The sequence below is a fragment of the Ascidiimonas aurantiaca genome (assembly GCF_037646345.1).
In the GTDB taxonomy this organism is placed as follows: Bacteria; Bacteroidota; Bacteroidia; order Flavobacteriales; family Flavobacteriaceae; genus Ascidiimonas; species Ascidiimonas aurantiaca.
In genome coordinates this window covers 89,641-112,477 of the sequence record NZ_JBBEWR010000013.1, presented here as the reverse complement: position 1 = coordinate 112,477, position 22,837 = coordinate 89,641, and the positions used below count along the sequence as shown (strand labels likewise).

Annotated in this window: 16 protein-coding genes and 1 tRNA gene; 8 read left to right on the top strand and 9 right to left on the bottom strand. The window is 40.1% G+C overall.

What is annotated here, in order from left to right:
* The first annotated feature begins 2 nt into the window (after positions 1-2).
* The 3 genes from WAO84_RS13760 to WAO84_RS13750 all read left to right on the top strand — a co-directional run bounded on the left by WAO84_RS13760 (position 3) and on the right by WAO84_RS13750 (position 4,110).
* Positions 3-1,571 carry a M48 family metalloprotease gene (locus WAO84_RS13760; RefSeq protein ID WP_340066504.1) on the top strand — a complete coding sequence of 523 codons (1,569 nt, stop codon included), beginning with the start codon at positions 3-5 and terminating at the stop codon, positions 1,569-1,571.
* Positions 1,568-3,757 (top strand): VWA domain-containing protein, encoded by a 2,190-nt coding sequence (locus tag WAO84_RS13755; protein ID WP_340066503.1) that lies wholly within the window; start codon positions 1,568-1,570, stop codon positions 3,755-3,757. Before WAO84_RS13760 ends, WAO84_RS13755 begins: the two co-directional genes overlap by 4 nt.
* An 86-nt stretch (positions 3,758-3,843) precedes the next feature.
* Entirely contained in the window at positions 3,844-4,110 is a 267-nt protein-coding gene (locus WAO84_RS13750) for a hypothetical protein (RefSeq protein WP_340066502.1), read from the top strand.
* Positions 4,111-4,285: 175 nt separating this feature from the next.
* Here WAO84_RS13750 and WAO84_RS13745 read toward each other — a convergent pair whose 3' ends face one another.
* The 7 genes from WAO84_RS13745 to WAO84_RS13715 form a co-directional block, all read right to left on the bottom strand.
* Positions 4,286-4,984 (bottom strand): M48 family metallopeptidase, encoded by a 699-nt coding sequence (locus WAO84_RS13745; RefSeq protein ID WP_340066501.1) that lies wholly within the window; start codon positions 4,982-4,984, stop codon positions 4,286-4,288.
* Positions 4,985-5,086: 102 nt separating this feature from the next.
* Positions 5,087-8,296 carry a type I restriction endonuclease subunit R gene (locus WAO84_RS13740; protein WP_340066500.1) on the bottom strand — a complete coding sequence of 1,070 codons (3,210 nt, stop codon included), beginning with the start codon at positions 8,294-8,296 and terminating at the stop codon, positions 5,087-5,089.
* A gap of 11 nt (positions 8,297-8,307) precedes the next feature.
* On the bottom strand, positions 8,308-9,606 hold the full coding sequence (locus tag WAO84_RS13735; RefSeq protein ID WP_340066499.1) for a restriction endonuclease subunit S: 1,299 nt from the start codon (positions 9,604-9,606) through the stop codon (positions 8,308-8,310).
* Positions 9,599-10,960: a Fic family protein gene (locus WAO84_RS13730; RefSeq protein ID WP_340066498.1), complete on the bottom strand. Its 1,362-nt coding sequence runs from the start codon at positions 10,958-10,960 to the stop codon at positions 9,599-9,601. Before WAO84_RS13730 ends, WAO84_RS13735 begins: the two co-directional genes overlap by 8 nt.
* Positions 10,961-10,977: 17 nt before the next feature.
* Positions 10,978-12,507, bottom strand: coding sequence for a type I restriction-modification system subunit M (locus WAO84_RS13725; protein WP_340066497.1), 1,530 nt, complete (start codon positions 12,505-12,507; stop codon positions 10,978-10,980).
* A 6-nt stretch (positions 12,508-12,513) separates the two neighbouring features.
* Positions 12,514-13,068: a restriction endonuclease subunit S gene (locus WAO84_RS13720; RefSeq protein ID WP_340066496.1), complete on the bottom strand. Its 555-nt coding sequence runs from the start codon at positions 13,066-13,068 to the stop codon at positions 12,514-12,516.
* A 248-nt stretch (positions 13,069-13,316) separates the two neighbouring features.
* A tRNA-Leu gene (locus WAO84_RS13715) sits at positions 13,317-13,398 on the bottom strand.
* A 145-nt stretch (positions 13,399-13,543) separates the two neighbouring features.
* On the opposite strand from WAO84_RS13715, the gene WAO84_RS13710 reads away from it, so the two are divergent.
* The 3 genes from WAO84_RS13710 (at position 13,544) to pth (ending at position 15,822) form a co-directional block, all read left to right on the top strand.
* The gene (locus WAO84_RS13710) at positions 13,544-14,485 is read left to right on the top strand and encodes a ribose-phosphate pyrophosphokinase (RefSeq protein ID WP_340066495.1); all 942 of its coding nucleotides are present in this window, start codon (positions 13,544-13,546) and stop codon (positions 14,483-14,485) included.
* Between the two features lie 24 nt (positions 14,486-14,509).
* Positions 14,510-15,112, top strand: coding sequence for a 50S ribosomal protein L25/general stress protein Ctc (locus WAO84_RS13705; protein WP_340066494.1), 603 nt, complete (start codon positions 14,510-14,512; stop codon positions 15,110-15,112).
* Between the two features lie 77 nt (positions 15,113-15,189).
* A complete protein-coding gene (pth, locus tag WAO84_RS13700) occupies positions 15,190-15,822 on the top strand; it encodes an aminoacyl-tRNA hydrolase (RefSeq protein WP_422614490.1) in 633 nt (210 codons plus the stop codon).
* An 8-nt stretch (positions 15,823-15,830) separates the two neighbouring features.
* On the opposite strand, the gene WAO84_RS13695 is transcribed toward pth, so the two are convergent.
* The gene (locus WAO84_RS13695) at positions 15,831-16,730 is read right to left on the bottom strand and encodes a PorP/SprF family type IX secretion system membrane protein (RefSeq protein ID WP_340066492.1); all 900 of its coding nucleotides are present in this window, start codon (positions 16,728-16,730) and stop codon (positions 15,831-15,833) included.
* Between the two features lie 26 nt (positions 16,731-16,756).
* The gene (locus WAO84_RS13690) at positions 16,757-20,437 is read right to left on the bottom strand and encodes a reprolysin-like metallopeptidase (RefSeq protein ID WP_340066491.1); all 3,681 of its coding nucleotides are present in this window, start codon (positions 20,435-20,437) and stop codon (positions 16,757-16,759) included.
* A 78-nt stretch (positions 20,438-20,515) separates the two neighbouring features.
* On the opposite strand from WAO84_RS13690, the gene WAO84_RS13685 reads away from it, so the two are divergent.
* Together WAO84_RS13685 and WAO84_RS13680 are read left to right on the top strand one after the other, a co-directional pair.
* A complete protein-coding gene (locus WAO84_RS13685) occupies positions 20,516-21,451 on the top strand; it encodes a bifunctional riboflavin kinase/FAD synthetase (RefSeq protein WP_340066490.1) in 936 nt (311 codons plus the stop codon).
* On the top strand, positions 21,429-22,760 hold the full coding sequence (locus WAO84_RS13680) for an HTTM domain-containing protein (RefSeq protein ID WP_340066489.1): 1,332 nt from the start codon (positions 21,429-21,431) through the stop codon (positions 22,758-22,760). The genes WAO84_RS13685 and WAO84_RS13680 overlap by 23 nt, the downstream gene beginning before the upstream one ends.
* The last annotated feature ends 77 nt before the right edge of the window (positions 22,761-22,837 follow it).

The following is a 22,837-nucleotide window of genomic DNA, read 5'->3' as shown; positions in this document are numbered from 1 at the left end:
CAATGAAAAGCATTTCCAAAACCAACAAAACGCTACACTTTTTGTGCAGCGCTCTCCTTATTCTCTTTTTTATTCATGTTTTACCAGCACAGGAAGAAGAGACCTGGAAAGAAGTGACCATTTTTGAGTTTACAGCACCTTATGAACAAATGATCATAAGTTTTGATAAAGAAGAGTTTACTCTACTGGCCAATGAAAAAACCCAATTCCTCAAGTCTAAGAACAAGCCTGTAAGTAAAGATGTTATTTTTCCCGGCACTACAGCTACCGTTTCTTTTAGTATTGAGAACAGAAAACGTGTTTTAACCAAAGTAGTAATTGCGGAAGATGATAGTGATGGCGATACCTTTGAGGGGGTTTTTGAAGCACTTGAAAATGGGATTGCCCATATAGACGGGCGCAAAGTAATACTTACCAGTAAAGCTGCCATTACCTGTAAAAAAGGAGGCGAATGCAACTGTAGCAAAGGGAGAAGCTTTTTGGATATGGAGGAAGTTCCCATAGGAAGTTTTCTAACCGTTACCGGTTCGCCCAATACCAACGGGATCTATCAGGCCGTGAAAATTGAAGTCTGTAAAAACAGTTTTACCAAAAACGATCAATTACTTATGGAAGAGGTAGTCAAAAGTTTTGATGCTTCCCAAATGAACCGTATCACTCATATCCCCGACAATGCTTTTAGCCCTGCTTACGGACTCCATGAAGGCAATATTAAGGTAGGCAAAATTGACTACAAACTGCTGGACGATATCAAAATACAGGGATATATCAATCTCGTGGGGAACCAGCTTTTGCCCGAATATGTCAAACAGGAGGCCTTTGCCAAAGAGCATGAAGTGTTCTTTAGGTTTTATGTAATTGAAAACGATATTCCCAATGCCATGGCCTTCCCCAATGGTATGATCTTCATTAATACAGGGCTCTTAAAACTTATGGAAAACGAAGCGCAACTCGCTACCGTACTGGGCCATGAAATAGCACATATAACGTATGAACATGCCGCCCAACGCTTTAAAGCGAGCAAATATACCGAAAGCAATATTGGCAAAAAGGGAGTGAAATGGGTAAAAAAGCTGATAAAGAAAAAAGCCCGGGTGTCTGACGACGGCATACTGGGAAGCGCTTTTGATAAAGCTATGGAATATACTACCCCTAAAAACATAATGAACATTTTCGATAAAAAGAAAGAGACCCAGTCAGACCGGGTAGGACTGTTTTATATGTATAACAGCGGGTATGACCTACGGGAAGCCGCCAGATTCTGGCAGATCATGGTAAACAGTACCAAAAATGAAACCTTTATGAACAACCTTACCAGCAACGCCTGGGAGATACTCAATACGGTAGAAGGCGAACTTGACGGAGATCTTTTAAAAAACCTGGGAGAAGAAGGGTCTAACGTACTGGTTACAGAGATCCTGGAAACCGTTTATACCTCACACCCCCTTTCTGTAAAACGCTTTGGAGATATTAATAAGCTACTGGCCACCAGTTATAAAGAAATTGATTTTACTCAGTACAGTACCGGAAAAGAAGCGTTTGACACTTATATGGCCGCCATTAAGGAATGAGAACGGTAACGCTAACATATACCCTCCTGTTTTTTCTGCTTTCCTTAAGTATAACGGCCCAGGAAAAAGGACCTCCGCATAAAGATCTTATCAAACCTATTACAAATGGTATGGTGATCCATATGGAAAAAGGAGCGAAGTATCATATCAATATAAGTCCACTTAAGATCAATAAAAAAATATATCCATATGGTTATTTCAATCAATCTGATCCGGTTTTAGGGTTAGTAATAAAAAAATATCCTCTGGTACTCAAAAAAACGATTCTGGTACTTGAAAAAGACGGGAAAACCTATCCATTAAATAATTTAAGAGATACATTTAAAGGAGAAACGGGAGAATACAAATTATTTTTTAATGTCAATACGCAAAGAAGTAGTATAGAAGCAAAGGGAACCATATTTGTTCTCACAAAACATCTTCATATAAATAGAAATCTGTTTAATAAGGTTGCCAGAGGAAATCTTATCCGAAAATCGGGAAATATTTTTGTGGATGAAGATGGTATGGAATGGATACTTCAAAGTGATCTTAAAAATGCTCTTCACGATCCTGCCAAAAATTCTAAATTTTTACACCCTTTACCAGAGGGAGGAGAATACGAAACCATACGAGAATTATGTCCTGATGAATTTAAATACAAAGTTAACATAAAAGGACTCCATAGAAAAAAAATCACATCTGACATTTTAAAAGGTTGCAATGTAATAACTTACCCATATGGGGGAACCTACAATTTTGGAAAGACCTCTAGTGCCTTGCTGCATTATTTCTTAGACATTGAACCACATAGAAATAAAGAATGGGGTGAAAAATATGTCACTCATGATGCAAGTTATCCCTGCGGTTGTAAAGACAACAAATCTACCACCCTCTTTCTTTTTGATCGTTCGGGGAGTATGGCCAATAAAGGAATAAGCGGAAAGGCAAAAATTGAAGAGGCCAAAGATGCCGCCATTCACAGCTTGCAATCGTTACAAAATACATCCGGCATACAACAGGAAGCCGGGTTTTTAACGTTTTCGGGAGGCTGTAACAATGACCCCACCGCCTCACAACTCCTTACGTTTAGCAGTGATAAACAACAACTGGAAAGTGCCATACGTACGATTCCGCGTCCCGGTGGGGGTACCCCTCTAAAAGAAGCAGTTGATGCCGCCACCCGCCGACTTCAGGAATATGCCATAGCTTCCGGAACTACGGCTACCCCAAAACTCATTATAATGAGTGACGGGGTCTCTTCCTGTGGTAAGATCCGTCCGCTATCGGTATATGGTACGGGTATCCCGGCCCCACCGGGCAACGCTTCCCGTTTTGCCCGGAATTTTACAGGCACCGGCCCTACCGCTAATACCACAACAAACCTCTCAAAAAACAGTGAGGCCCCCACCCCCATTGCCGTAGCAGTTACCTATTATACCATTGGTTTTGATATCAAACCGGGATCGGAAGCCGAACGCGATCTGCAATACCTCGCCCAATCTTCCGGGGGCCGGTATTTGAATGCTCAGAATGCATACGAGCTCACACGAGCCTTCCAGCGGTTTTTCAGGCTTTACCGCCCCAAAGAAACACCCACACTTACTGATATGGATACGGAGAGCCTTCAAAAATTCCGGGAAGGGGTTTTTCATATTAAAGAAGAAAAATATACCCGTGCCAAAGAGGTATTTAAAACACTGGCCGATCGTTTTCCTGAGGATCCTAACACCCTCTTTAATCTGGCGCTCATGTACGAAGCCCATGATTACTACTCAGCCGCCATAGCCCTGTTTGAAAAATATCTGGATCTCCATCCCGAAGCCGAAGATAAAGAATGGGTACTGGCCTATATTCAACTTTTAATAAAGGACCGGGAGATATTTCTGGAATACACCAAAAACATCCTGAGAAGCGACCTTGCGTATCTGGATCTCTATTTTAAAAAGGTACAGAATGGAGAAAGCCTGCAACTGGCAGAAGAATTTAAAGGATTTATACAGGAAAAACACAGCTATTATGAAAACCTTCCAGACGTTTTGGGAATCACCCAAAAACAACTCAGGACCGGAATACATGAAATTGCCAGAGGACTCAAAAACTGTGCAAAGCTTATTAAAAAAGACCCTGATAACTGGGATAAAAATGCGAGTCCGCTATTGTCTATGGCCTATCTCCACCTGGAGCGGGTACTCAAAAGTTTTTAGCAGGCAGAAGCATATTTAAGGAAATACCCCGATTGATCACAGCAACACGATTTGTTAGTATTGTAAGATCATAAAACTAATTGAACATGGGAAACGAAGACGAAAACAGCTTTTCAAAAGGATTGGGCATTATCGTAGCCATTGTAGGGGCCTTTATGGGTGTGGGTATCGCCAATGAAGATCCTGAGCTCAATGCATTTGCCGGGTTTTTAATAGGCGGGTTTATTGGTTATATCGTAGGCAGGATCGTAGGTGAAATTGTAAGCATGGTGATTCAGGTTATTATCGCGATCCTCTCTATCGTTTTTATTCTTTTTAGGGTTTATCGGTTTTTTTCGCTTTTGGGGGAGTAAGATTATCAAATTTACTATTTTCATAAAAAAAGTATTGTTACGTTTAATACGCCCCATTATGGTTTCTAAAGTATGTTCTAAAAAGAAATTGGGATTTCTTTTTCAAGTTTAAAAGGCTTTTCTTTTATTGGTATCAATTTTTCTTTGACAGTATATGAATTTCATATCAGTTGGTTTAAGCCAAGATATTTTCCAGTTTGTTTTTCCACTTTTTCCAGTCTGGCATTTCCCTAGTTTGTAAATCGAAGAAAGCTTTAGTGTGGTCCCTGTGCACCAAATGACAAAGCTCATGTATAATTACATACTCAATGCAAGCTTTAGGCGCTTTAATCAATTCTGGATTTAATAGAATTCTTCCATTGTTTGAACACGAGCCCCAACGGTACTTCATAAACTTAATTTCAATATTTTTAGGGGAAACATTATATTTTTTGAATCTATCTATTGGATGGTTAGCTAATTTATTGAACCAAATGGTAGCTTTGGTCCTATACCAATCTAAAAGCATTTTTTCGGCTTTGGCTTTTTCTTGGGTATGAACTTCAATAAAACGGCCAGTGTATTTAACTCTTTCCTCATTAATATCAGTTACAATTCTGAGTTGATATTGCCTACCCAAGTATAAATGTGTTTCACCCGAAACATAACGCCTTTTAGGCGTTCTAGGCTCAAAGGATAAAAAATGGTCTTTTTGTTTTAAAATCCATGGTGCTTTTTTACGGATTTTTGCCTGTATTTTATCTATAGAACTTCCTAAAGGAGCTTTAACTAAAACATGCCTATTGGGTTGAACGGTAATCCCCAGGGTTCTCCTTTCAACAAAACTTAGGTGATACTCAATCTCTTCTGACCCATACTGCAACACCTGTTTCATGTGTTCATTTTTATTGCTTCTCATTAGTCACATGTAATCTTTGATAATTGAAATAATCATTTTCCTTAATGTTTAAAGATTATTATAATCATGCCGATCTCATCATTTGTATCGAATTTTAGCCACATCAACCATCCTTTCCGCTATCTTATCTATATCCTCAAAACTTAATTTCAAATTATGTTTATCCCTTATTTCGTCAATAATAAAGTCGCCAATCAGAAATATCATTTTCTTTGGAATATCAACACTTTTTGCCCAATCCACTTTTTTCAATCCTTGAATTATCTCATCGCACTTTAAAGCTAATAGTTCAGATACTGAGACGAGCTGGGCATTGTCGGGTATCTTAGTTTCAAACTCTTCTAAAGAGATACCGTAAAATGCTCTTGCAATATCTTTATCTTTTAATGATTCTGGTAACTCAGAATCAGTTCTATTCAATACTGCATCCATAATTTCTTCCATTTTATTGAGATATTCAGCTTCATTGATTCTCTTTTGTAAATAATCATCTATAGTTTCTTTAATCAACTGCGAAAAACGTTTGTAAAAGGCAGGGTCTTCATCCATTTTTTCACTTATGTGCTTTGAAGTTCTGGATGCAATCATATCTGCCTTAGCTGCTTTACCCACTACTTTTTCTACTTCTTGTTCAAAAGCTTCTTTATCAAAAATGTTGACCAAATCTGTTAATTTCACAACATCTTCGGTTGGAATATGTGTATCGATTAATTTCTGAATCTGTCCCTCGTATTTTTTATAGTTGATTTTATCGGAGTATCTGGATATCACCGAGTTTCTAAGTTTTACAAAAAATGCCAAATCCTCCTTATATCTCTTCAATTGGTTTTCAGGAGTGGTCTTATAAAATTCAATGGAAGACAATGCCAGTTTCAAGATTCGGGCATAGTTTGATAGTCTATTGTAGAATTTGGTTCGGACAGCTTCATCCCTCAACAATTGTTGATACGCTTCCGCATCTTTCTTGTTTTTAATTGTATTGAACAACTGCCATATATCTGAGTGGACCTGTGGTAAGCGTTTTATTTCGTCGTTTATGTTGGTGATTGTACCTTGTAATTGCATTTCGTCAAAATCCTCAAATGTAGAATAGGTCTTTATAGCACTATCCAATTCCTGGAGTACACCATAGTAGTCAATTACATACCCGTAGTCCTTGTCTGGGTAAACACGGTTAACCCTGGCAATGGCTTGTAAAAGCGTATGACCAAGGAGCTTTCTAGTTAAATATAGCACAGTATTGTTGGGTGCATCAAATCCGGTTAATAGCTTGTCAACAACAATAACCAACTCAGGATGATTGTCATTTTTAAATCTATTTACAATGTTCTGCTGGTATTTAACGGCCGAACCATGTTCATCCATCATACGATGCCAAAATTGTTTTACAGAATCAGGAGTTTGGCCATAAGCCGAATCTTCACCCTCACGTTCGTCCGGAGGTGAAATCACCAATTCTGAAGTAACTAAGCCAATACTATCCAGGAAATTTTTGTATTTAACAGCGGATGCTTTGCTTTGACAAACGACCTGCCCTTTGAACCCCGTTCCCTGAAAGTTTTTTTGAAAGTGTTTCGATATATCCCAACAGATGGCATAAATCTTTTGCTCGGCAATATTTAGTTGGTCTGCCTTGCTAAATTTCTTTTTTAAATCTGCTTTTTCATAAGGTGTTAATGGTTCAGATATCATATTGAAATAGTTATCCAACGGAGCCGCATTCACATCTTGAAGTGCATGCCTTCCCTCGTACAGTAGAGGAACAACGGCTTTATCCTTTACCGCCTGGTCAACGGTATAGCTATCGATGATAGTTCCGAATTTGGATAATGTATTCTTGTCTTTTTTAAATAAGGGTGTTCCGGTGAATGCTATAAAACACGCATTGGGTAGTGTTTTTTGCATCTCAATATTAAAAGTACCATGCTGGGTACGATGGCCTTCATCAACTAAAACAAAAATATTAGGGCTTTCCAACGGTATTTTGATTCGTTTAACTGCTGTTTCAAACTTGTTGATTATGGTAGTTACCACAGCATCACTTTTACTCTCCAACAGCTCTACCAACTGAGCACCTGTCTTTGCATTTTCAACATCATCATAACCGCATTTTTGAAAGGTCCCTGTTATCTGTCTATCTAAATCTGTTCTATCGGTGACCAATATAATTTTTGGATTTTTTATCGAGGGTTCCATGGCTATTGCCTGTGCCAACATCACCATGGTCAATGATTTTCCGCTACCTTGGGTATGCCAAACTACACCTCCTTGGCGTTTACCATCAGCCATTTTTGTAAGTTGTGCCATAGCCTTCTTAATGGCAAAATATTGTTGATAACGAGCAATTTTCTTTGCTCCATTATCGAATAAGGTGAAATCATATGCCAGTTCCAACAATCGTTCTGGTCTACACAAACTGTATAAGTACTGGTCTTGTGGCGTCGGTTGCACTTCTTCACCTTCTAGTTGTTCAAAATGGGCTCTGACATATTTAAAACGCTCCACAAATAATCTGTCTTTAATTTCATTGGGTAATGCTTTGTTCTTGAGCCGAAATAGTTTTTGGTTGAATGCGGTCTCCTCTTTTTGAGAGCGGAAATTTTCTTTCCATTTCGCCCAAAACTTAGGTTCGGTGCCTGTAGTGGCATAGCTACCTTCATTTACCGTGAGAACCATGAGTAATTGCGAGATTGCATATAAACTTCTAATGCCATCGTCTTGCTGGTTTCGTAATTGTTGGGAAATAGCTTGCTCTAAAGGTTCTTTTATGTCAGGACGTTTACATTCTATGACTGCTAGAGGAATACCGTTTACGAACAAGACAATGTCTGGGCGATAATGGTCTTTTCGTCCGCTCCGGAGGACATTAAATTCTTCGGTTACATGAAATACATTGTTGTCAGGATTTTTCCAATCTATATAGTGTAAGTCAAAGCTTTTGCGGTCACCCTCTACAATTTGCTCCAAAGATTTCCCTAGCGTAAGTAGTTCATATATTTTCTGCGATGTGGTCAAATAGCCATCTACCATCGGCATATCCCGTAATGCAATGATGGCACTTTCAATATTATTATCACTAAAAGGGACTTCCTTGGTAGAGGATACTTTTGCTGCATTCATTTTATGCAACTGCTTTCTCAATACATCTTCTAAGATTACATTAGAAAGTTTGTTGCCTCGTGTCTCGGTAGCTTCTTGCTGATTTAAATAGGTATATCCTATTTTAATCAGCAGTTGCAATGCCGGTATTTGCGAAATATGGTCTTCTTTAAATGAGGGTGTTTCCATAGTTATAATGTTTACAGAGGTAAGCGTTCCTTACCCATCAACAACTGTTGCATCATACCTCTTTTCTGTTGTTCCAATTGTTCTAGTTGTTCTTTCAGCAAATAGATTTCTTTATCTGCTGCACTTAATATTTGAGCAATAGCAGTTTGCTCATCCTTATTCTTGGGCAACAATACTTTTACCATTGCGAAATCTTTGAATTTACAATTCAAGGTATCACTTACTAAACCTTGGGAGTTTCTATAGAACTTATGTACTACAGAAGGCACTTTGAAGAAATAGGAAAAGAATACAGAGTCAGCTTCTTCCTTTGGCTTTACAATTGTGTAAGCGGGACTTACAATACCTTCCAAATGACTTAATGCACTTCTACCTTGCCACATCCTCATAGTATTGTAACCAATATCGCCGGGGCATATTCTTTTATATTTGGATTTATCGTTATTCGAGGTGTCTTTTTTGTTAGATAGCGATTGTGGGTATACCCCGGCTTCACCAATTGAAAGAAGTTCTAAATCATCCCTATTTGTTTCTTTTCTTTCAGTAAAAAAAACCGATAGTTTTTGTTCTTGCCACTCCCCATCAAAACCAGGTAAGCGTTTTTTTCCTGTAAGCAATAGGTGCATCAAGCCTTTTTTACTCTTTTGTTTGGCTTTAATAAGTTCATTGAGTTTGGTAATGGCACTGTCCCATTTTAAAAGTACCTTAGATATCACTACTTGTTCCGAGGGAGATGGAAGAGGAATCAATATTTTAGAAATATTAGATTTTGATACGCCAAGAACAGATATTCCGGTTGCAACCCTCTTAAGGTTGTGTTTTACTATTTCATTTTTGAATATGAACCCGCGATATCCATTTGCTGTTAGTCCATTTTTATCTCGAACCGCAAACGTATGAAGTCCACCAATGATTTTTCTGTTCCTAACATTCTTCAGTTCAATAGCATCACAAATCCCCTCATAATCCTCCGAAGCATCCGCTATCACCAAGTCGCCTTCTTTTAATAATTTTAGTTTCTTAATGTCAATGACAGGGTTTAATAAGCTTGCCACCTCTATATCTTTATCAAAGTCTAGTTGCTCATTGTGAAAAGAAGTGTGTATATCACCATAGTGGATGTTAAAAATATCGTTATCATTAGGTTGACACTTAATTAGTTGATTCCTAGAATAAGAATAAGTAGGGATGAATTGGAAAACTTCATCAAAGCGAAAAATTTCCCAATCCTCAGGAATCCAACCTAACTTGGTATGTTTGTAGCCAGGTCTTTTTTCTGTATCCGGTATAGGTTTTAGCACTTTACTCATTTTGAATACCATTGTTTTTTTTGTCCACCAACAGGGATAGGTTTTTTATTAATTGATGCACACTGGTTTTCACGACATTTTGCAATGCCGTTCTATCCATTTCCTGCCCATATACAAAAGTTGATCTTTCAGGATCGCCATAATGATGTTCAATTTCAAATTTGTAATCGTAAAAATATAAGGCAAAACCCATGCTGAAATCTTTTTGTTCAGGCAGCAGAGGCTTGAAATCTTTTAAAAGAATCAGGAAATCAAAGTATTTTATCTTATCCAGATCATGTCCCTTCCAGTATTCCTCTTTTTGGTCTGGTAACCACTCATATTTTTGAGGGGGCTTATCTGCTATTCTGATTTCAGCAACTGTTTGAGCAAATTTATCACGTAACCTGGCCCATTGACGGTCGTATTCAAACATCATTGGTAGAAACGCGTCTAACAAAACTTTATTAATAAGGGCTATTGACCTTTTTGGCACGCTGGCCGTAAAATCAGGATTGTTTATCTTTTGTTCTAATAACTGTAGTTCTTTGTCCAGATCTTCAGGCTCGTTAACAGGCTCGTTCCTGGCGGCTTTAATAGCCTGTTGAGTAGTTTTTAAAGACTCTGCTGCAATCATCTCGGCTAGGGGTAATGGATCTTCCAGCGAGCTTAAATTCAACATTCGATAGTATTCTTCGCGATTTTCCAACCTAATAATGGCTGGCGTGTAACCACATTGCATCAGGATAAGATTACCTAAAATTCGCGATAACCTGCCATTGCCATCACCAAAAGGATGTATTTTAATAAAACGTACCTGAAAGGCGGCTGCAACCAAAACGGGGTGTAGGTTGTATTTTTTCTTTTTCCGTTTGGGTTTTACGAGTTGATTGTTAAGCCAGTTGATAAGAGTATTTAAGGCTTCTGGTACTTCTTCCGGAGGTAAAAAATCAATACGTTCATTGTTAATGGTATATAAATAATTGGGTTTGGTTTTATATACACCGGGATTGATCTCTGTTTTTTCGTCCTGATAAGGTTCTACAAGAATGATCTCATGGAGTTCTTTGATTAACTTTTCGGTAATCAGAACATCTTTGTCAACCAGACCTAAAAGTTTTTTTAGGGCCTCATTATGTCCGCGCATTTCTATATAGTCTCGAAAAGGTTTGCCTTTAGCTGTAATACCGTGGAGAATAAAAGCTTTGGTTTCATGCGCAGTCAATGTATTGCCTTCAATACTGTTGCTGTGATAATTCCAGTCCAGCCGCAGTTTTTGTTCAAGTCGTTCCCGTTGTATTTGAGTTAACGGCCTGAGTGTATCCAGCTTTTCTTTCTCCTTATCCAGTTCAATGATAATTTTTGGTAGTTCCATAAGGTTGTTTGTTGCGATTAAGCCAGATCCAGTTTTTTTAAATATTGCTTCATTTCCTCTTGTACCCTGGCCAACTCTTCTTCTAAGGTATCTATTTCCTGTTGTACCGCTGCGACATCAACTTCGTCTTCTTCTTCAAAGGTATCTACATATCTTGGGATATTGAGGTTGAATTCATTTTCCTCTAACTCCTCATAAGTAGCTACGTAGCTGTATTTATCTTCAATAACCCCTGGCTTTAATTTATTTGTTTTAAAATCTTCATAGGTCAAAACAATGCGATTAATATGTTCCGGCAACAGTTCATTCTGGTTCTTACCACTGGCAAAATGTGCGCTTGCATCAATAAACAAGGTTTCTTTTCGCTCCTGTTTTCCTTTGTTGAAAATGAGAATGGCTGCCGGTATCCCTGTGCCAAAGAAGAGATTGGCAGGAAGCCCAATGACGGCATCCAATAAATTATCTTCTATCACTTTTTTTCGGATACGTCCTTCCGAACTTCCTCGGAATAATACCCCATGCGGTACTACCACACCTACTATGCCCGTTACTTCATAGGCGCTTTCAATCATATGGGAGATAAATGCCCAATCGCCTTTGCTTTTGGGAGGGAGGCCCCTGGAAAAACGACTGAACTTATCATCTTCTAACTCTTCCTGCCCCCACTTATCCAGCGAGAAAGGAGGATTGGCTACAACCGTATCGAATTTCATTAAAGTATCCCCTTCAATATGTTTTGGATTTCGCAAAGTGTCTCCCCAACGGATAGAAGCACTGTCAAAACCATGTAAAAACATGTTCATTACCGCCAACGCCCAGGTACTGCCATTGGCTTCCTGCCCGTACAATGAAAAGTTGTTGTCTTCAACTTCTCTTGCTGCTTTGATCAATAATGAGGCAGAACCACAGGTTGGGTCATAAATGCGTGCTCCTGATTTTGATTTGGTTAATTTGGCCAGAAGAGTAGATACTCCGGCCGGCGTATAAAATTCACCCGCCTTCTTACCGGCATCACTGGCAAAGTTTGCAATAAGATATTCATAGGCATCCCCAATAATGTCTTTTTCCTCAAGATGGGAAGGTGTCAGATCCAGCTTTACAAAGTCCTGGAGCAAATTTTTAAGGCGTGTGTTTTTCTGCTTTTTATCCCCGAGATTACTGCTATTGAAACTTATGTTCCTGAAGATTCCCGCACCATCGGCACTGGTCAATTTCTCTCTGTTGGCTTCCTCTAAATCTGCCAAGCCAATATCAATCAACTCTCCAATATTGTCTTCGTTGCGACTATCGTAGAGAAAATTAAAATGACTATTTGAGGGCACCACAAAACGTTCAAGTTGCATTGCCCTATCAGCTCGTTCTGTATCGCCATTGTACTTTTCCAAATACTCTTTGTGCTTTTCTGAATACACATCAGATACGTATTTGAGGAATAGCATTACCAAAATGTAATCTTTGTATTGGCTTGGGTCTATTACACCTCTAAAGGTGTCGCAAGCATTCCAGACTACTGCGTTGATATCTTTTGTTTTTACTTTATTGCTCATAGTTAATTATTGAATGCATTCTTTCAAATTGATTTGTAAGGCTTTTGATTTAAGGAAGTCCAATTGCTTTACCAGTTTTGATTCTTCGGCTTTAAGTTCACTTAAAGCGACCACATCTTTTTGAATTTGTAATTCGGGAACAGGAACCTCCAAGTCAGCCAAGATTTTCTTATTTATTGACGGCAATGCGCTACCTCTACCAGAATTTATAAGCTGTTGCTGGGTTGACTCCAAGTTGATATACCACATCAGGTATTCCGGCAACACCTTATCATCAATTTCTTTTAATACTAAGAAAATTGAGGATGCTACAGCTGGCGCTTTCTCCTTATTATATACAAATGCATTAAATCCATGATGTCCTTTAGCTAAAACAAGAACATCACCCTTTAATAGGTAGTGTGATTCTAGTTTTGGATACTCAACAATAGAAGGTTTTAAATGCTTGTCTAGCTTATCGTTTTCAACAAAATCTCGCGCCTGCAAATAATAGACGGTTCCCTGAGGATGCCTTTTCTGATTTAACCCAGAAGCAATATTTGTTAATTGAGATAATTTCATTTATTTTGTTGTTATCAGTGTACAAATATAAAATAATATCTTGAAATAACAAATATTTTTTATTGTTATTGATGTACAAAACTAGGTCTTATTCTTAAAAGCGTTATTAAAAGCTGCTATATCGAGCTATAAATTCATTTCTCATAGCTCATTCCCGCTAAACGTACTTAACTCACAATATATCAATAAGAAGAATATTGCCCATAAAAAAAGCCCAGATCTTTATCTGAGCTTTTTTTATCCATCTGTACTCGAGGTGGGAATCGAACCCACACTTCCGAAGAAACTGGATTTTGAATCCAGCGCGTCTACCAGTTCCGCCACTCGAGCATTTGCGAGGGCAAATCTAAAAAATAAAATTCAATAAGCCTTAAAATTAGCAGCGATTTCCTTCCCGTCTCCAAATAAATTTCTAAATTTGCACCTCGTTTATAAAAACACGACTAGTAACTAACTACTGAACACCGTTTTAAGCATGCCGTACGCCGCGCCTGAACCTAAAATATTTGCCTGTACCCAAAGTATGGAATTAGCACAAAATATTGCCAATTCCTTTGGGGCCGAGCTTGGGAAAGTATCCTTTTCCAGATATAGTGATGGTGAATTTCAACCTTCTTTTGAAGAATCTGTGAGAGGCGCCCGGGTATTTTTAATAGGTTCTACGCATCCCAGTACCGATAATTTAATGGAATTGCTGCTTATGCTCGATGCTGCCAAAAGAGCTTCTGCCAGGCATATTACCGCAGTAATGCCATATTTTGGATGGGCCCGACAGGACCGTAAGGATAAACCCCGTGTACCCATAGGGGCCAAACTGGTAGCCAAGTTACTGGAAGCGGCAGGTGCCACCCGTATTATCACAATGGACCTGCATGCCGACCAGATACAGGGCTTTTTTGAAAAACCGGTAGATCATTTATTTGCCTCTACCATATTTTTGCCATTTTTGAAAAACCTGAACCTGTCTAACCTTACCGTAGCTTCTCCCGATATGGGGGGGTCCAAACGGGCATATGCTTATTCAAAGTATCTGGAAAGTGAAGTAGTGATCTGTTACAAACACCGTAAAAAAGCCAATATTATAGACCATATGGAACTTATTGGTGATGTAACCGGTAAAAATGTAGTGCTGGTAGATGATATGGTAGATACGGCAGGTACTTTAACCAGGGCGGCAGACCTTATGATGGAAAAAGGAGCCTTAAGCGTACGGGCCATTACCACACATGCCATACTCTCGGGTAAAGCCTATGAGCGTATTGAGAATTCAAAACTGGAAGAGCTTATTGTAACCGATTCAATACCGCTTAGACAAAAAAGTGCAAAAATACGAGTACTGAGCTGTGCCGATCTTTTTGCCGATGTGATGCAACGTGTACATCACAATACCTCAATAAGTTCTAAATTTTTAATGTAAATTTTAATTTTTATTCTATTTATAATGAAGTCAATTACCATTAAAGGATCTCAAAGAGAAAGCGTGGGCAAGTCCTCGACAAAAGCCTTACGTAATGCTGGAAAGGTTCCTTGCGTAGTGTACGGAGGAGACAAACCATTACATTTTTCAGCAGATGAACGATCATTTTCAAAACTGGTTTATACGCCCGATGTACATACGGTAGTAATTGATCTTGAAGATGGAACCAAAGTAAAAGCCATACTTCAGGATATCCAGTTTCACCCGGTATCTGATAAAATTCTACATGTAGATTTTTATGAGTTACTTGAAAACCGCGAAGTAACCGTGGAGGTACCTGTTAAAGTTACCGGAAAATCTCCCGGAGTAATGGGAGGTGGTGTTTTACGTCTTAACAAGCGTAAGCTAAAAGTAAAAGCTATTCCCGGAAACCTGCCAGATTATATCTATGCAGATATTTCAGAGTTAGAGATCGGGAACAAGCTATATGTTACTTCACTTACGAATGACAATTACAAGCTTATGCACCCGGACAATACGGTAGTTTGCCAGGTAAGAATCTCGCGTGCTGCAATGAAAGCTGCCCAGGATGCTGCAAAAGCAGAAAAAGAATCGGCAAAAGCATAATACCTTTTGCGTATTTCATAGTAAAGAAACATCCCGGCATGCCGGGATGTTTTATTTTTAGGTTTTGATCTCTTTTTATGAAACGTTTTTTTAAGTTTTTCAATACACCAAAAAGCACTGAAGCCCACTCAAAAACCGATAATATGAAAAAGTTTCTCATTGCGGGACTTGGTAATATAGGCAGTGACTACGAAAACACACGCCATAATATTGGCTTTAAAATACTGGATCACTTTGCCTCTCAGGAAGATTTTATATTTGAGAACCAAAAACTGGGAGCACTGGCTTCTTACAGTATTAAGGGCCGAAAACTCATTTTTCTCAAACCGGCCACCTATATGAACCTTAGTGGCAAAGCAGTAAAGTACTGGCTGGATAAAGAAAAAATACCTCTGGAGAACCTTCTTGTGATCACTGATGATATTAATCTGCCTTTTGGCACCCTACGTGTAAAGACCAAAGGAAGTGACGGGGGCCATAATGGACTTAAAGACCTGCAGGAAAAGCTGGCAACTACTCAATACAACCGGTTTCGTTTTGGTATAGGAGCCGAATTCTCTAAAGGGCGACAAGTAGATTATGTACTGGGAAACTGGTCTGATGAAGAAACTTCAAAACTACCCGAACGTATGGACCGTTCCTGCGAACTTATTAAATCATTTGTATTGTCAGGGATCTCACGAACCATGAATCACTTTAATAATACCTGATCTTTTATTTAATTATCAGTGTTTATAAAAAACCGGAGAATAAGTTCGTGCGTACCACTGGCAGCTTCAGTGATCTCAGATCGTAATGAGCTTTCATAGGCATATCCTGCCTGCAACCAGTTGGCTATTTTGAAAAGGGCAAGCCCGCCAAGGGCACTGTCTGTACGGTAGGCCAGGCCGAACTCAAATTTCTGATCGTATGAAAATGCGGCGATCGTATTTACCGATACAGGAGCCCCGGCTACATAGCGCGTCATCACCGAAGGTTTGAAAAGCCATTCGTCAGACAATTCAAAATCATATCCCCCGGCCAGATATATGTGAACCTCATCGGTCGCTTCTACTACCGTACCGTTTATTTCATCAAACCTGGTCATATTTAAAAGACGCGGTACCGAAAGCGACACAAAGTATTTTTCATGCTGTAACAGGGCCCCAACCCCCAGATTAGGATTAAAACTACTCTGATCTGTAAGCAGCGGATCTCCTGTACGGTTAAAGGTCTGCAGACCGCCTGCATTTACATCAAAAAAGTTCCCTCCGGCTTTAAGCCCTAAAAACAAATGGGTTTCCCTTGAGACCTGGAGTTTATATGAAAAATCTACATAAATAGCGGTTTGCTTTTCAATAAAGGTCTGGTCGTTTACAATAGAAAGCCCGGTACCCAGTTTTTCCCCTAAAGTGGTACTGGCAAAAAAGGTTTGTGTTTGGGGGGCATCTTCTACACCCTGCCACTGGTTCCTTAAGTTAAGAACCACACTGGTAATTCCTTCCGATCCCGCATAAGCAGGATTCACCGCATTCATAGTATATCGGTAAAAAACATAATCCGGGTCCTGCTGTGCCTGCGTGGTTACCGTAAGCATGAAAAAAACCAGAATAACATACCGTTTTATAGTATAGTTCATTTCAGAATAATCGCTTTTAACAAACATTAATAGGTTATATATATCCAGCCACTAAAATCTGCAGACCCGTTATTTTCAAGATCTATCTGATAATAATATGAACCGGCGGGAAGGCGTTCGCTTCTGTCTTTATACACTCCGTTCCAGTCATTATTATAACCGGTAGTTCTGAAAACCTCATTCCCGAGACGGTTGAATACCGTGATCACTGCATTGGGGTGCCGGTCTATATTAATAATGGTCCAGGTATCGTTAATACCGTCTCCGTTAGGCGTAAGGGCTTCTGAGACCAGCACATCCTCGTCACAGGCATCCCCTTCACCATCATTATCAATATCTAACTGATCGGGATTAAAAGTAAACGGGCAATTGTCTTGCTCATCGAGTATCCCGTCATTGTCATCATCCGGGTCACAGGCATCGCCCAATCCGTCCAGATCATTATCTCCCTGGTCATTATTAGGAGTTAACGGGCAATTATCATTCGTGTCAACAATACCGTCATTGTCGTCATCCAGATCGCAGACATCGCCTGCACTGTCATTATCGGCATTCTCCTGCCCCGCATTGGGTGTAAACGGGCAGTTATCATCTACATCGTTAACCCCGTCATTGTCATCATCGGTATCACAAGCATCACCTGTTCCATCCTGGTCCTGGTCCTCCTGCGCAGGATTAGGCGTATCGGGGCAGTTATCATCATCATCTTCTACACCGTCTGCGTCACGATCGGGAATAAAAACCCCTGCAGCACATACCGATATTCTAAAATCATTAATACTCCCCCCGTCTATATTTTCAGAGTCATCGACCAACAGTGTCCACTGGCCCGCAGCAGATTCTCCAAAGAAAGAAGAAAGTGATTGTACAGGCTCTACAGCACCCGCAAGTGCCGGAGGGTTTACTCGGCAGGTCGCCGGCTGCCCGTCATCATCAAAAACAGCTACGATATTTTCCAGCTCTCCGCAACTTCTGGAGAACAATACCACCTCTGTACCAGAAGGAGAACGCAAACGAATAGTAAGATCAGAAACAAAGGTATGTGTAATATCTACAGAGACATCAATATCGGTAATCTGCAGATCATCTATTACATTTAAAACGGCGGAAACAGAAGGGGTTCCGTTTTCTGAGATCGTTACTGGGGTAGATCGCGATATAAAAGTATTGCAATTTACGGGAGCCATGGTAAAACTGAATACGGGACTAAAGTCTCCTTCGCCACAGGCATTCCGGCTCTTTACTCTCCAGAAATAGGTGGTTGACTGTTGCAGGTTTTCCGGTAAATAGGAAGTATCAATAACGCCGGCACTCACAAGAGGAGCACTAAAAGTAGCATCGGTCGCAATTTCCAGAAGATAGGTCTCGGCCAAAGGGTCTTCCTGCCATTGCAGAGCCACATCAAAAAAAACATCGGTAGCGCCGTTGGCAGGTGCCAGCAAAGTTGCCGGAGATAGGGAATCTTCTGAGACATTAAGGTCAAAAGACAGGTTTTGTACGAGTGCACCTGAGGTTCCCGTGATGGTAAAAGAGTAACTTCCCGTAGGTACAGATGCTGTACCTGAAACGGTCATTTGTACATTTGTTCCATCTGTAGAGGTGCTCGCAGGTACAAAACTGGCCGTAAGCCCGGCGGGTAAACCGGAAGTAGAAAACGTAGTTTCTCCACTAAAGCCCGCATAAGACTGATATTCAAAATTGATCACCAGATCGTCCGGTTGACACGCCAGTCCTTCCAGTTCCGGGAAAGCCAATACAAATTCGGATTCTTCTATGGCAAAATTGTCTCCATTTACGGCAAAGAAAATATTATCGGAAGCTTTTACCATGATACGGGCGGAAGTAGTGGCTATACCACCGGGTACAATGAGTTTGTGTTCCCCGTCATTATTTGTGTTTTGTGCCAGAGTGACGGGAAATGTCTGTCCTCCGTCAGTAGAAAGTAATATATCTACCTGTTGTGCATTAACGGGAGCTGTACTGGTATTGGCAACATCCCAGGTTATGGTTTCTACGGTACCTGCACTCCAGGTTTCCAGAGCATTTTGTGAAGTTACGGCAAAAGGCCCTGCTTCCTCCAAAACAGTAAGCCGAACGATATCGGAAGCTGTTTGTCCGCCACCCGCTGCATTATCGCGAACGGTAAATGCAAAATCCATGGTACGCCCCACATTGGAAACGGTTTCCCATGCATCATTAAGCATAGGGTTTACCTGGGTAAGGGTTCCGTTCACTACTCTTTCAAGCCTGGGCATGTACCTTATTGGTTGAGTTGAAGGAGGTAATGATCTGAAATTGGCCCCCCGGGTATTGGTAGGCCCAAAAGTAGTATTTCGTATAATACCATCGTCTATTTGTTCCCAGGTGTAGGTGAGCACATCACCCGTATCGGGATCACTCCCTGTACCGGCAAGTAAAAATGCAGTTGACCTGGGTATCTTGTAATCGGTACCTGCATTGGCTGCAGGTGGGTTGTTGGTAAGTGCAGTTTCTACATCACAGGTAGTGGTCGCAATATAAGAGGCTACCTGAAAAATGCTCCAGAAATGAAAATACGGGTCACTGTTCAATTGTACATTATTGGCCCCGGTAATGCCTGCATAGGCCATAATGGTGGTACCACTTCCCGGCTCTGCATTTACGCCTGTGGCTTCCGTATCAAAGGACCAGGTATGATTGGCCCCAAACTGATGACCCAGTTCATGCGCTACATAATCAATATCAAATGTATCTCCCGTGGGGCTGGTGGCAGATGAATAGGCACTTCCCTTACGCCCGTTAATACATACACAACCAATACAACCTGCATTCCCGTCGTTTGCTGCCCGGTGAAACAGGTGACCCACATCATACGCAGCTTCCCCAATAGTAGTACTTAATGTAGCCTGTAATGCCGAATTTAAACCGGTTTCGTTGTAAGGATCGGTCGCAGCATCGGTGAAGATTACCTGCTCGGTATTCGCAATCACTTCCAACGTAACCGAAAAATCATTTTCAAATACTTCGTTCACCCGGGTAACCGTGGCATTAATGGCAGCCAGTGCTCCTGCTACTGTACCTCCGTGAAAAGAGGTATATTCTCCAGTGGTAGAAACAGCCAGCCTGTACCTTCGCAGGGTTTGGTCGTTTGTATCCCTGTTTGCCGCAACCTTTCTGTCTTCTTTTCGCATTTCGGTGCTACACACCATCTCTTTTGGGGTCTCTCTTGCATCTCTGGTATATACAATGTATTGACTTCCTTCTCTGGAAAGTTTTTCCATAAAAACAGTATGATGCCCTGAAAAACGCATCATGTGCTGAATACCCTGGGGAGAAACACTAAAACGTACTTTTGTTTGCTCACCATCTGTACTGTAGCCCACGTAGGAACGTATATCCGGATATTTTGCCGAAAGTTCTGGGGAAAGCACCGGGGCTTCATACACGTCAAAAGAGATCAATTTACCCGTATCGTCTGGCAACATCATTGTGGTGTTTGACACGCCCGAAAACCGACCCCTTGCAGGTGCCTGGGCAAGTGCGTTTACAAATGCCTTTTCATCCAAAGTAAGTAGGGTGTACCCTTCCTCTTTAAGTGACCTTAACGTATAATTTTCAGATTTTTTATTCCCGCTGTAAGGTTCCCAATAACCGCTTTGCGCGTTGATATGGTAAAAGCTGAGAAAAATTATGGTTATTGTAAAAACATACCGTAAGTTTGTTTTCATGGAAAAGAAAAGTTTTTACTTTTAGTATCTTACTATCACAAACATAAGTCTTTATTTTATTCTGAACTCTTTTTTTAAGTGATAACATTTAACGACATAGAAAATTTTAACAATCCGGTTCATACAATTGTTACTATTGGTACTTTTGACGGAGTACATATCGGACACCGAAAAATCATAGAAAAGTTAGTAGCCGGAGCCAATGCTAACGACCTATTATCCACCATATTAACTTTTTTTCCTCATCCGCGTATGGTCCTGCAACAAAATGCAGATCTCAAAATGATCACTACGCTTGATGAAAAAAAAGATATCCTGAAAACCACAGGTCTTGACCAACTCATAATACATCCTTTTACTAAAGATTTTTCAAGACTTACCGCTCTTGAATTTGTAAGAGATCTTCTGGTAAAAAAACTGCATGCAAAAAAAGTAGTTATTGGTTATGACCATCGTTTTGGTAGAAACCGAACAGCTACCATTAAAGACCTTATCGAATTTGGAGCTGCCTATAACTTTGATGTTGAAGAGATCCCGGCAGAAGAGATCAATGAAGTATCTGTTAGCTCCACCAAAATACGAAAAGCCCTTAGTGAAGGCGATATTGCTACCGCAAATGCATACCTGGGATATGACTTTATGTTAACCGGGCGCATTGAAAAGGGAAAAGGCCTTGGGCGCCAAATTGATTTTCCCACCGCCAATTTACACATAGAAGAACCGTACAAACTCATTCCCGAAAACGGTGTTTATGTGGTAAGATGCGATATTGACGGCCGTATGGTTCACGGAATGATGAATATTGGGTTTAATCCCACCGTTAATGGCACTAACAAGACCATAGAAATCAATTTTTTTGATTTTAATGAGGACCTCTACGGAAAAAAACTGCGTATTCACCTCCTGGAAAGACTGAGAGATGAAAAAAGGTTTGACTCCATTCATGCACTTAAAGAACAGTTGAAAACAGACAAAAAAAATGCTTTGATCCATGTTAGGGAAAGAAAAACTTAATAGACTTCTTTTTACTCAGGTTGACAATGCTCCCCTTATTGTTTTCAGAATACTCTTTGGCCTGCTCTTATTTCTTGAGACTGCAGGGGCCATTGTTACCGGATGGATAGGTTACACATTGGTTGAACCGGAGTTTACTTTTAATTTTATAGGCCTTGAATGGCTACAGCCCTTACCCGGAAATGGTATGTATTACTATTATGCATTCATGAGTATTATGGGGCTTATGGTCATGTTTGGGTATCGGTACCGCCTGAGCCTTAGCATTTTTACCGTTATGTGGACGGCCACCTATTTAATGCAAAAAGCTTCCTATAACAACCATTATTACCTTCTAATTTTTATTTGTTTGCTGATGTTGATCCTTCCGGCACACCGGTATTATTCATGGGATGTAAAAAGAAAACCTTCTTTAAAGTCTCTTTCTATGCCCAGATGGTGTATCGTGATCATTGTTGTAAAACTGTGGGTGGTATATACATATGCATCTGTAGCCAAGATTTATCCGGACTGGTTAGATACCACTGCCGTACAGAGCCTTATGGCCTCAAAAGCAGATTATCCGTTAATTGGTGCCTGGTTACAGGAAAAATCTACGCATTACTTTATTGCGTATTCCGGTATTTTATTCGATTTACTTATAGTACCGTTACTGCTTTGGAAACCTACCCGAAATATGGCCTTTGCGGCTTCGGTGTTTTTCCACATATTTAACTCTATTGTATTTCAGATAGGTATCTTTCCTTATCTTTCCCTGGCTTTTACCGTATTTTTCTATCCTCCGGAAACCATTCGCCGGCTCTTTTTGCCTCGTAAGCCCAAATATGAAGGAAACGAGATACAAATACCTGAAAAACGCAATCTGTACCTGAGTCTCGCTGTGATCTATTTTGTGATCCATATTCTGCTTCCGTTAAGACACTGGGTTATAAAAGATGATGTACTGTGGACCGAAGAGGGACACCGCATGAGCTGGCGTATGATGCTGCGTACCAAAAGCGGTTACATCTCTTTTAAAGTAGTAAACAAGGATACCGGTAAAACCAAAATTATCGATCCCAAAGAATTCTTAAGTCCTAAACAGTCGCGTATGATTGCCTCAAAGCCCGATGTGATATGGCAGTTCGCGCAAAGGATCAAGAAAAATGAAAATGCACTGGGCAACGATGTGGCTATCTATGCTAAAGGCAAAGTACGTGTGAATCAGGGAACTCTTAAAACCCTTATTGACCCCGAAGTGGACCTTGCGGCAGAACCCTGGTCCCACTTTAAGCACCATGACTGGATATTACCCTCAGAAAAAGAATAATACGCAATATTTTATCTGATATTTGCCCTAAATTTGTTGCCGGATTTTAAACCTGCTACAGTCAGGGTAATTTATTA

Excerpts from the sequence above, each read along its gene's own strand:
- WAO84_RS13750 (WP_340066502.1), top strand. The coding sequence starts at position 3,844 with ATGGGAAACGAAGACGAAAACAGCTTTTCAAAAGGATTGGGCATTATC.
- WAO84_RS13735 (WP_340066499.1), bottom strand. The coding sequence starts at position 9,606 with ATGAGTAAAGTGCTAAAACCTATACCGGATACAGAAAAAAGACCTGGC.
- WAO84_RS13725 (WP_340066497.1), bottom strand. The coding sequence starts at position 12,507 with ATGAGCAATAAAGTAAAAACAAAAGATATCAACGCAGTAGTCTGGAAT.
- WAO84_RS13730 (WP_340066498.1), bottom strand. The coding sequence starts at position 10,960 with ATGGAACTACCAAAAATTATCATTGAACTGGATAAGGAGAAAGAAAAG.
- WAO84_RS13760 (WP_340066504.1), top strand. The coding sequence starts at position 3 with ATGAAAAGCATTTCCAAAACCAACAAAACGCTACACTTTTTGTGCAGC.
- WAO84_RS13745 (WP_340066501.1), bottom strand. The coding sequence starts at position 4,984 with ATGAAACAGGTGTTGCAGTATGGGTCAGAAGAGATTGAGTATCACCTA.
- WAO84_RS13680 (WP_340066489.1), top strand. The coding sequence starts at position 21,429 with ATGTTAGGGAAAGAAAAACTTAATAGACTTCTTTTTACTCAGGTTGAC.
- WAO84_RS13690 (WP_340066491.1), bottom strand. The coding sequence starts at position 20,437 with ATGAAAACAAACTTACGGTATGTTTTTACAATAACCATAATTTTTCTC.
- WAO84_RS13720 (WP_340066496.1), bottom strand. The coding sequence starts at position 13,068 with ATGAAATTATCTCAATTAACAAATATTGCTTCTGGGTTAAATCAGAAA.
- WAO84_RS13710 (WP_340066495.1), top strand. The coding sequence starts at position 13,544 with ATGCCGTACGCCGCGCCTGAACCTAAAATATTTGCCTGTACCCAAAGT.
- pth (WP_422614490.1), top strand. The coding sequence starts at position 15,190 with ATGAAACGTTTTTTTAAGTTTTTCAATACACCAAAAAGCACTGAAGCC.
- WAO84_RS13755 (WP_340066503.1), top strand. The coding sequence starts at position 1,568 with ATGAGAACGGTAACGCTAACATATACCCTCCTGTTTTTTCTGCTTTCC.
- WAO84_RS13740 (WP_340066500.1), bottom strand. The coding sequence starts at position 8,296 with ATGGAAACACCCTCATTTAAAGAAGACCATATTTCGCAAATACCGGCA.
- WAO84_RS13705 (WP_340066494.1), top strand. The coding sequence starts at position 14,510 with ATGAAGTCAATTACCATTAAAGGATCTCAAAGAGAAAGCGTGGGCAAG.
- WAO84_RS13695 (WP_340066492.1), bottom strand. The coding sequence starts at position 16,730 with ATGAACTATACTATAAAACGGTATGTTATTCTGGTTTTTTTCATGCTT.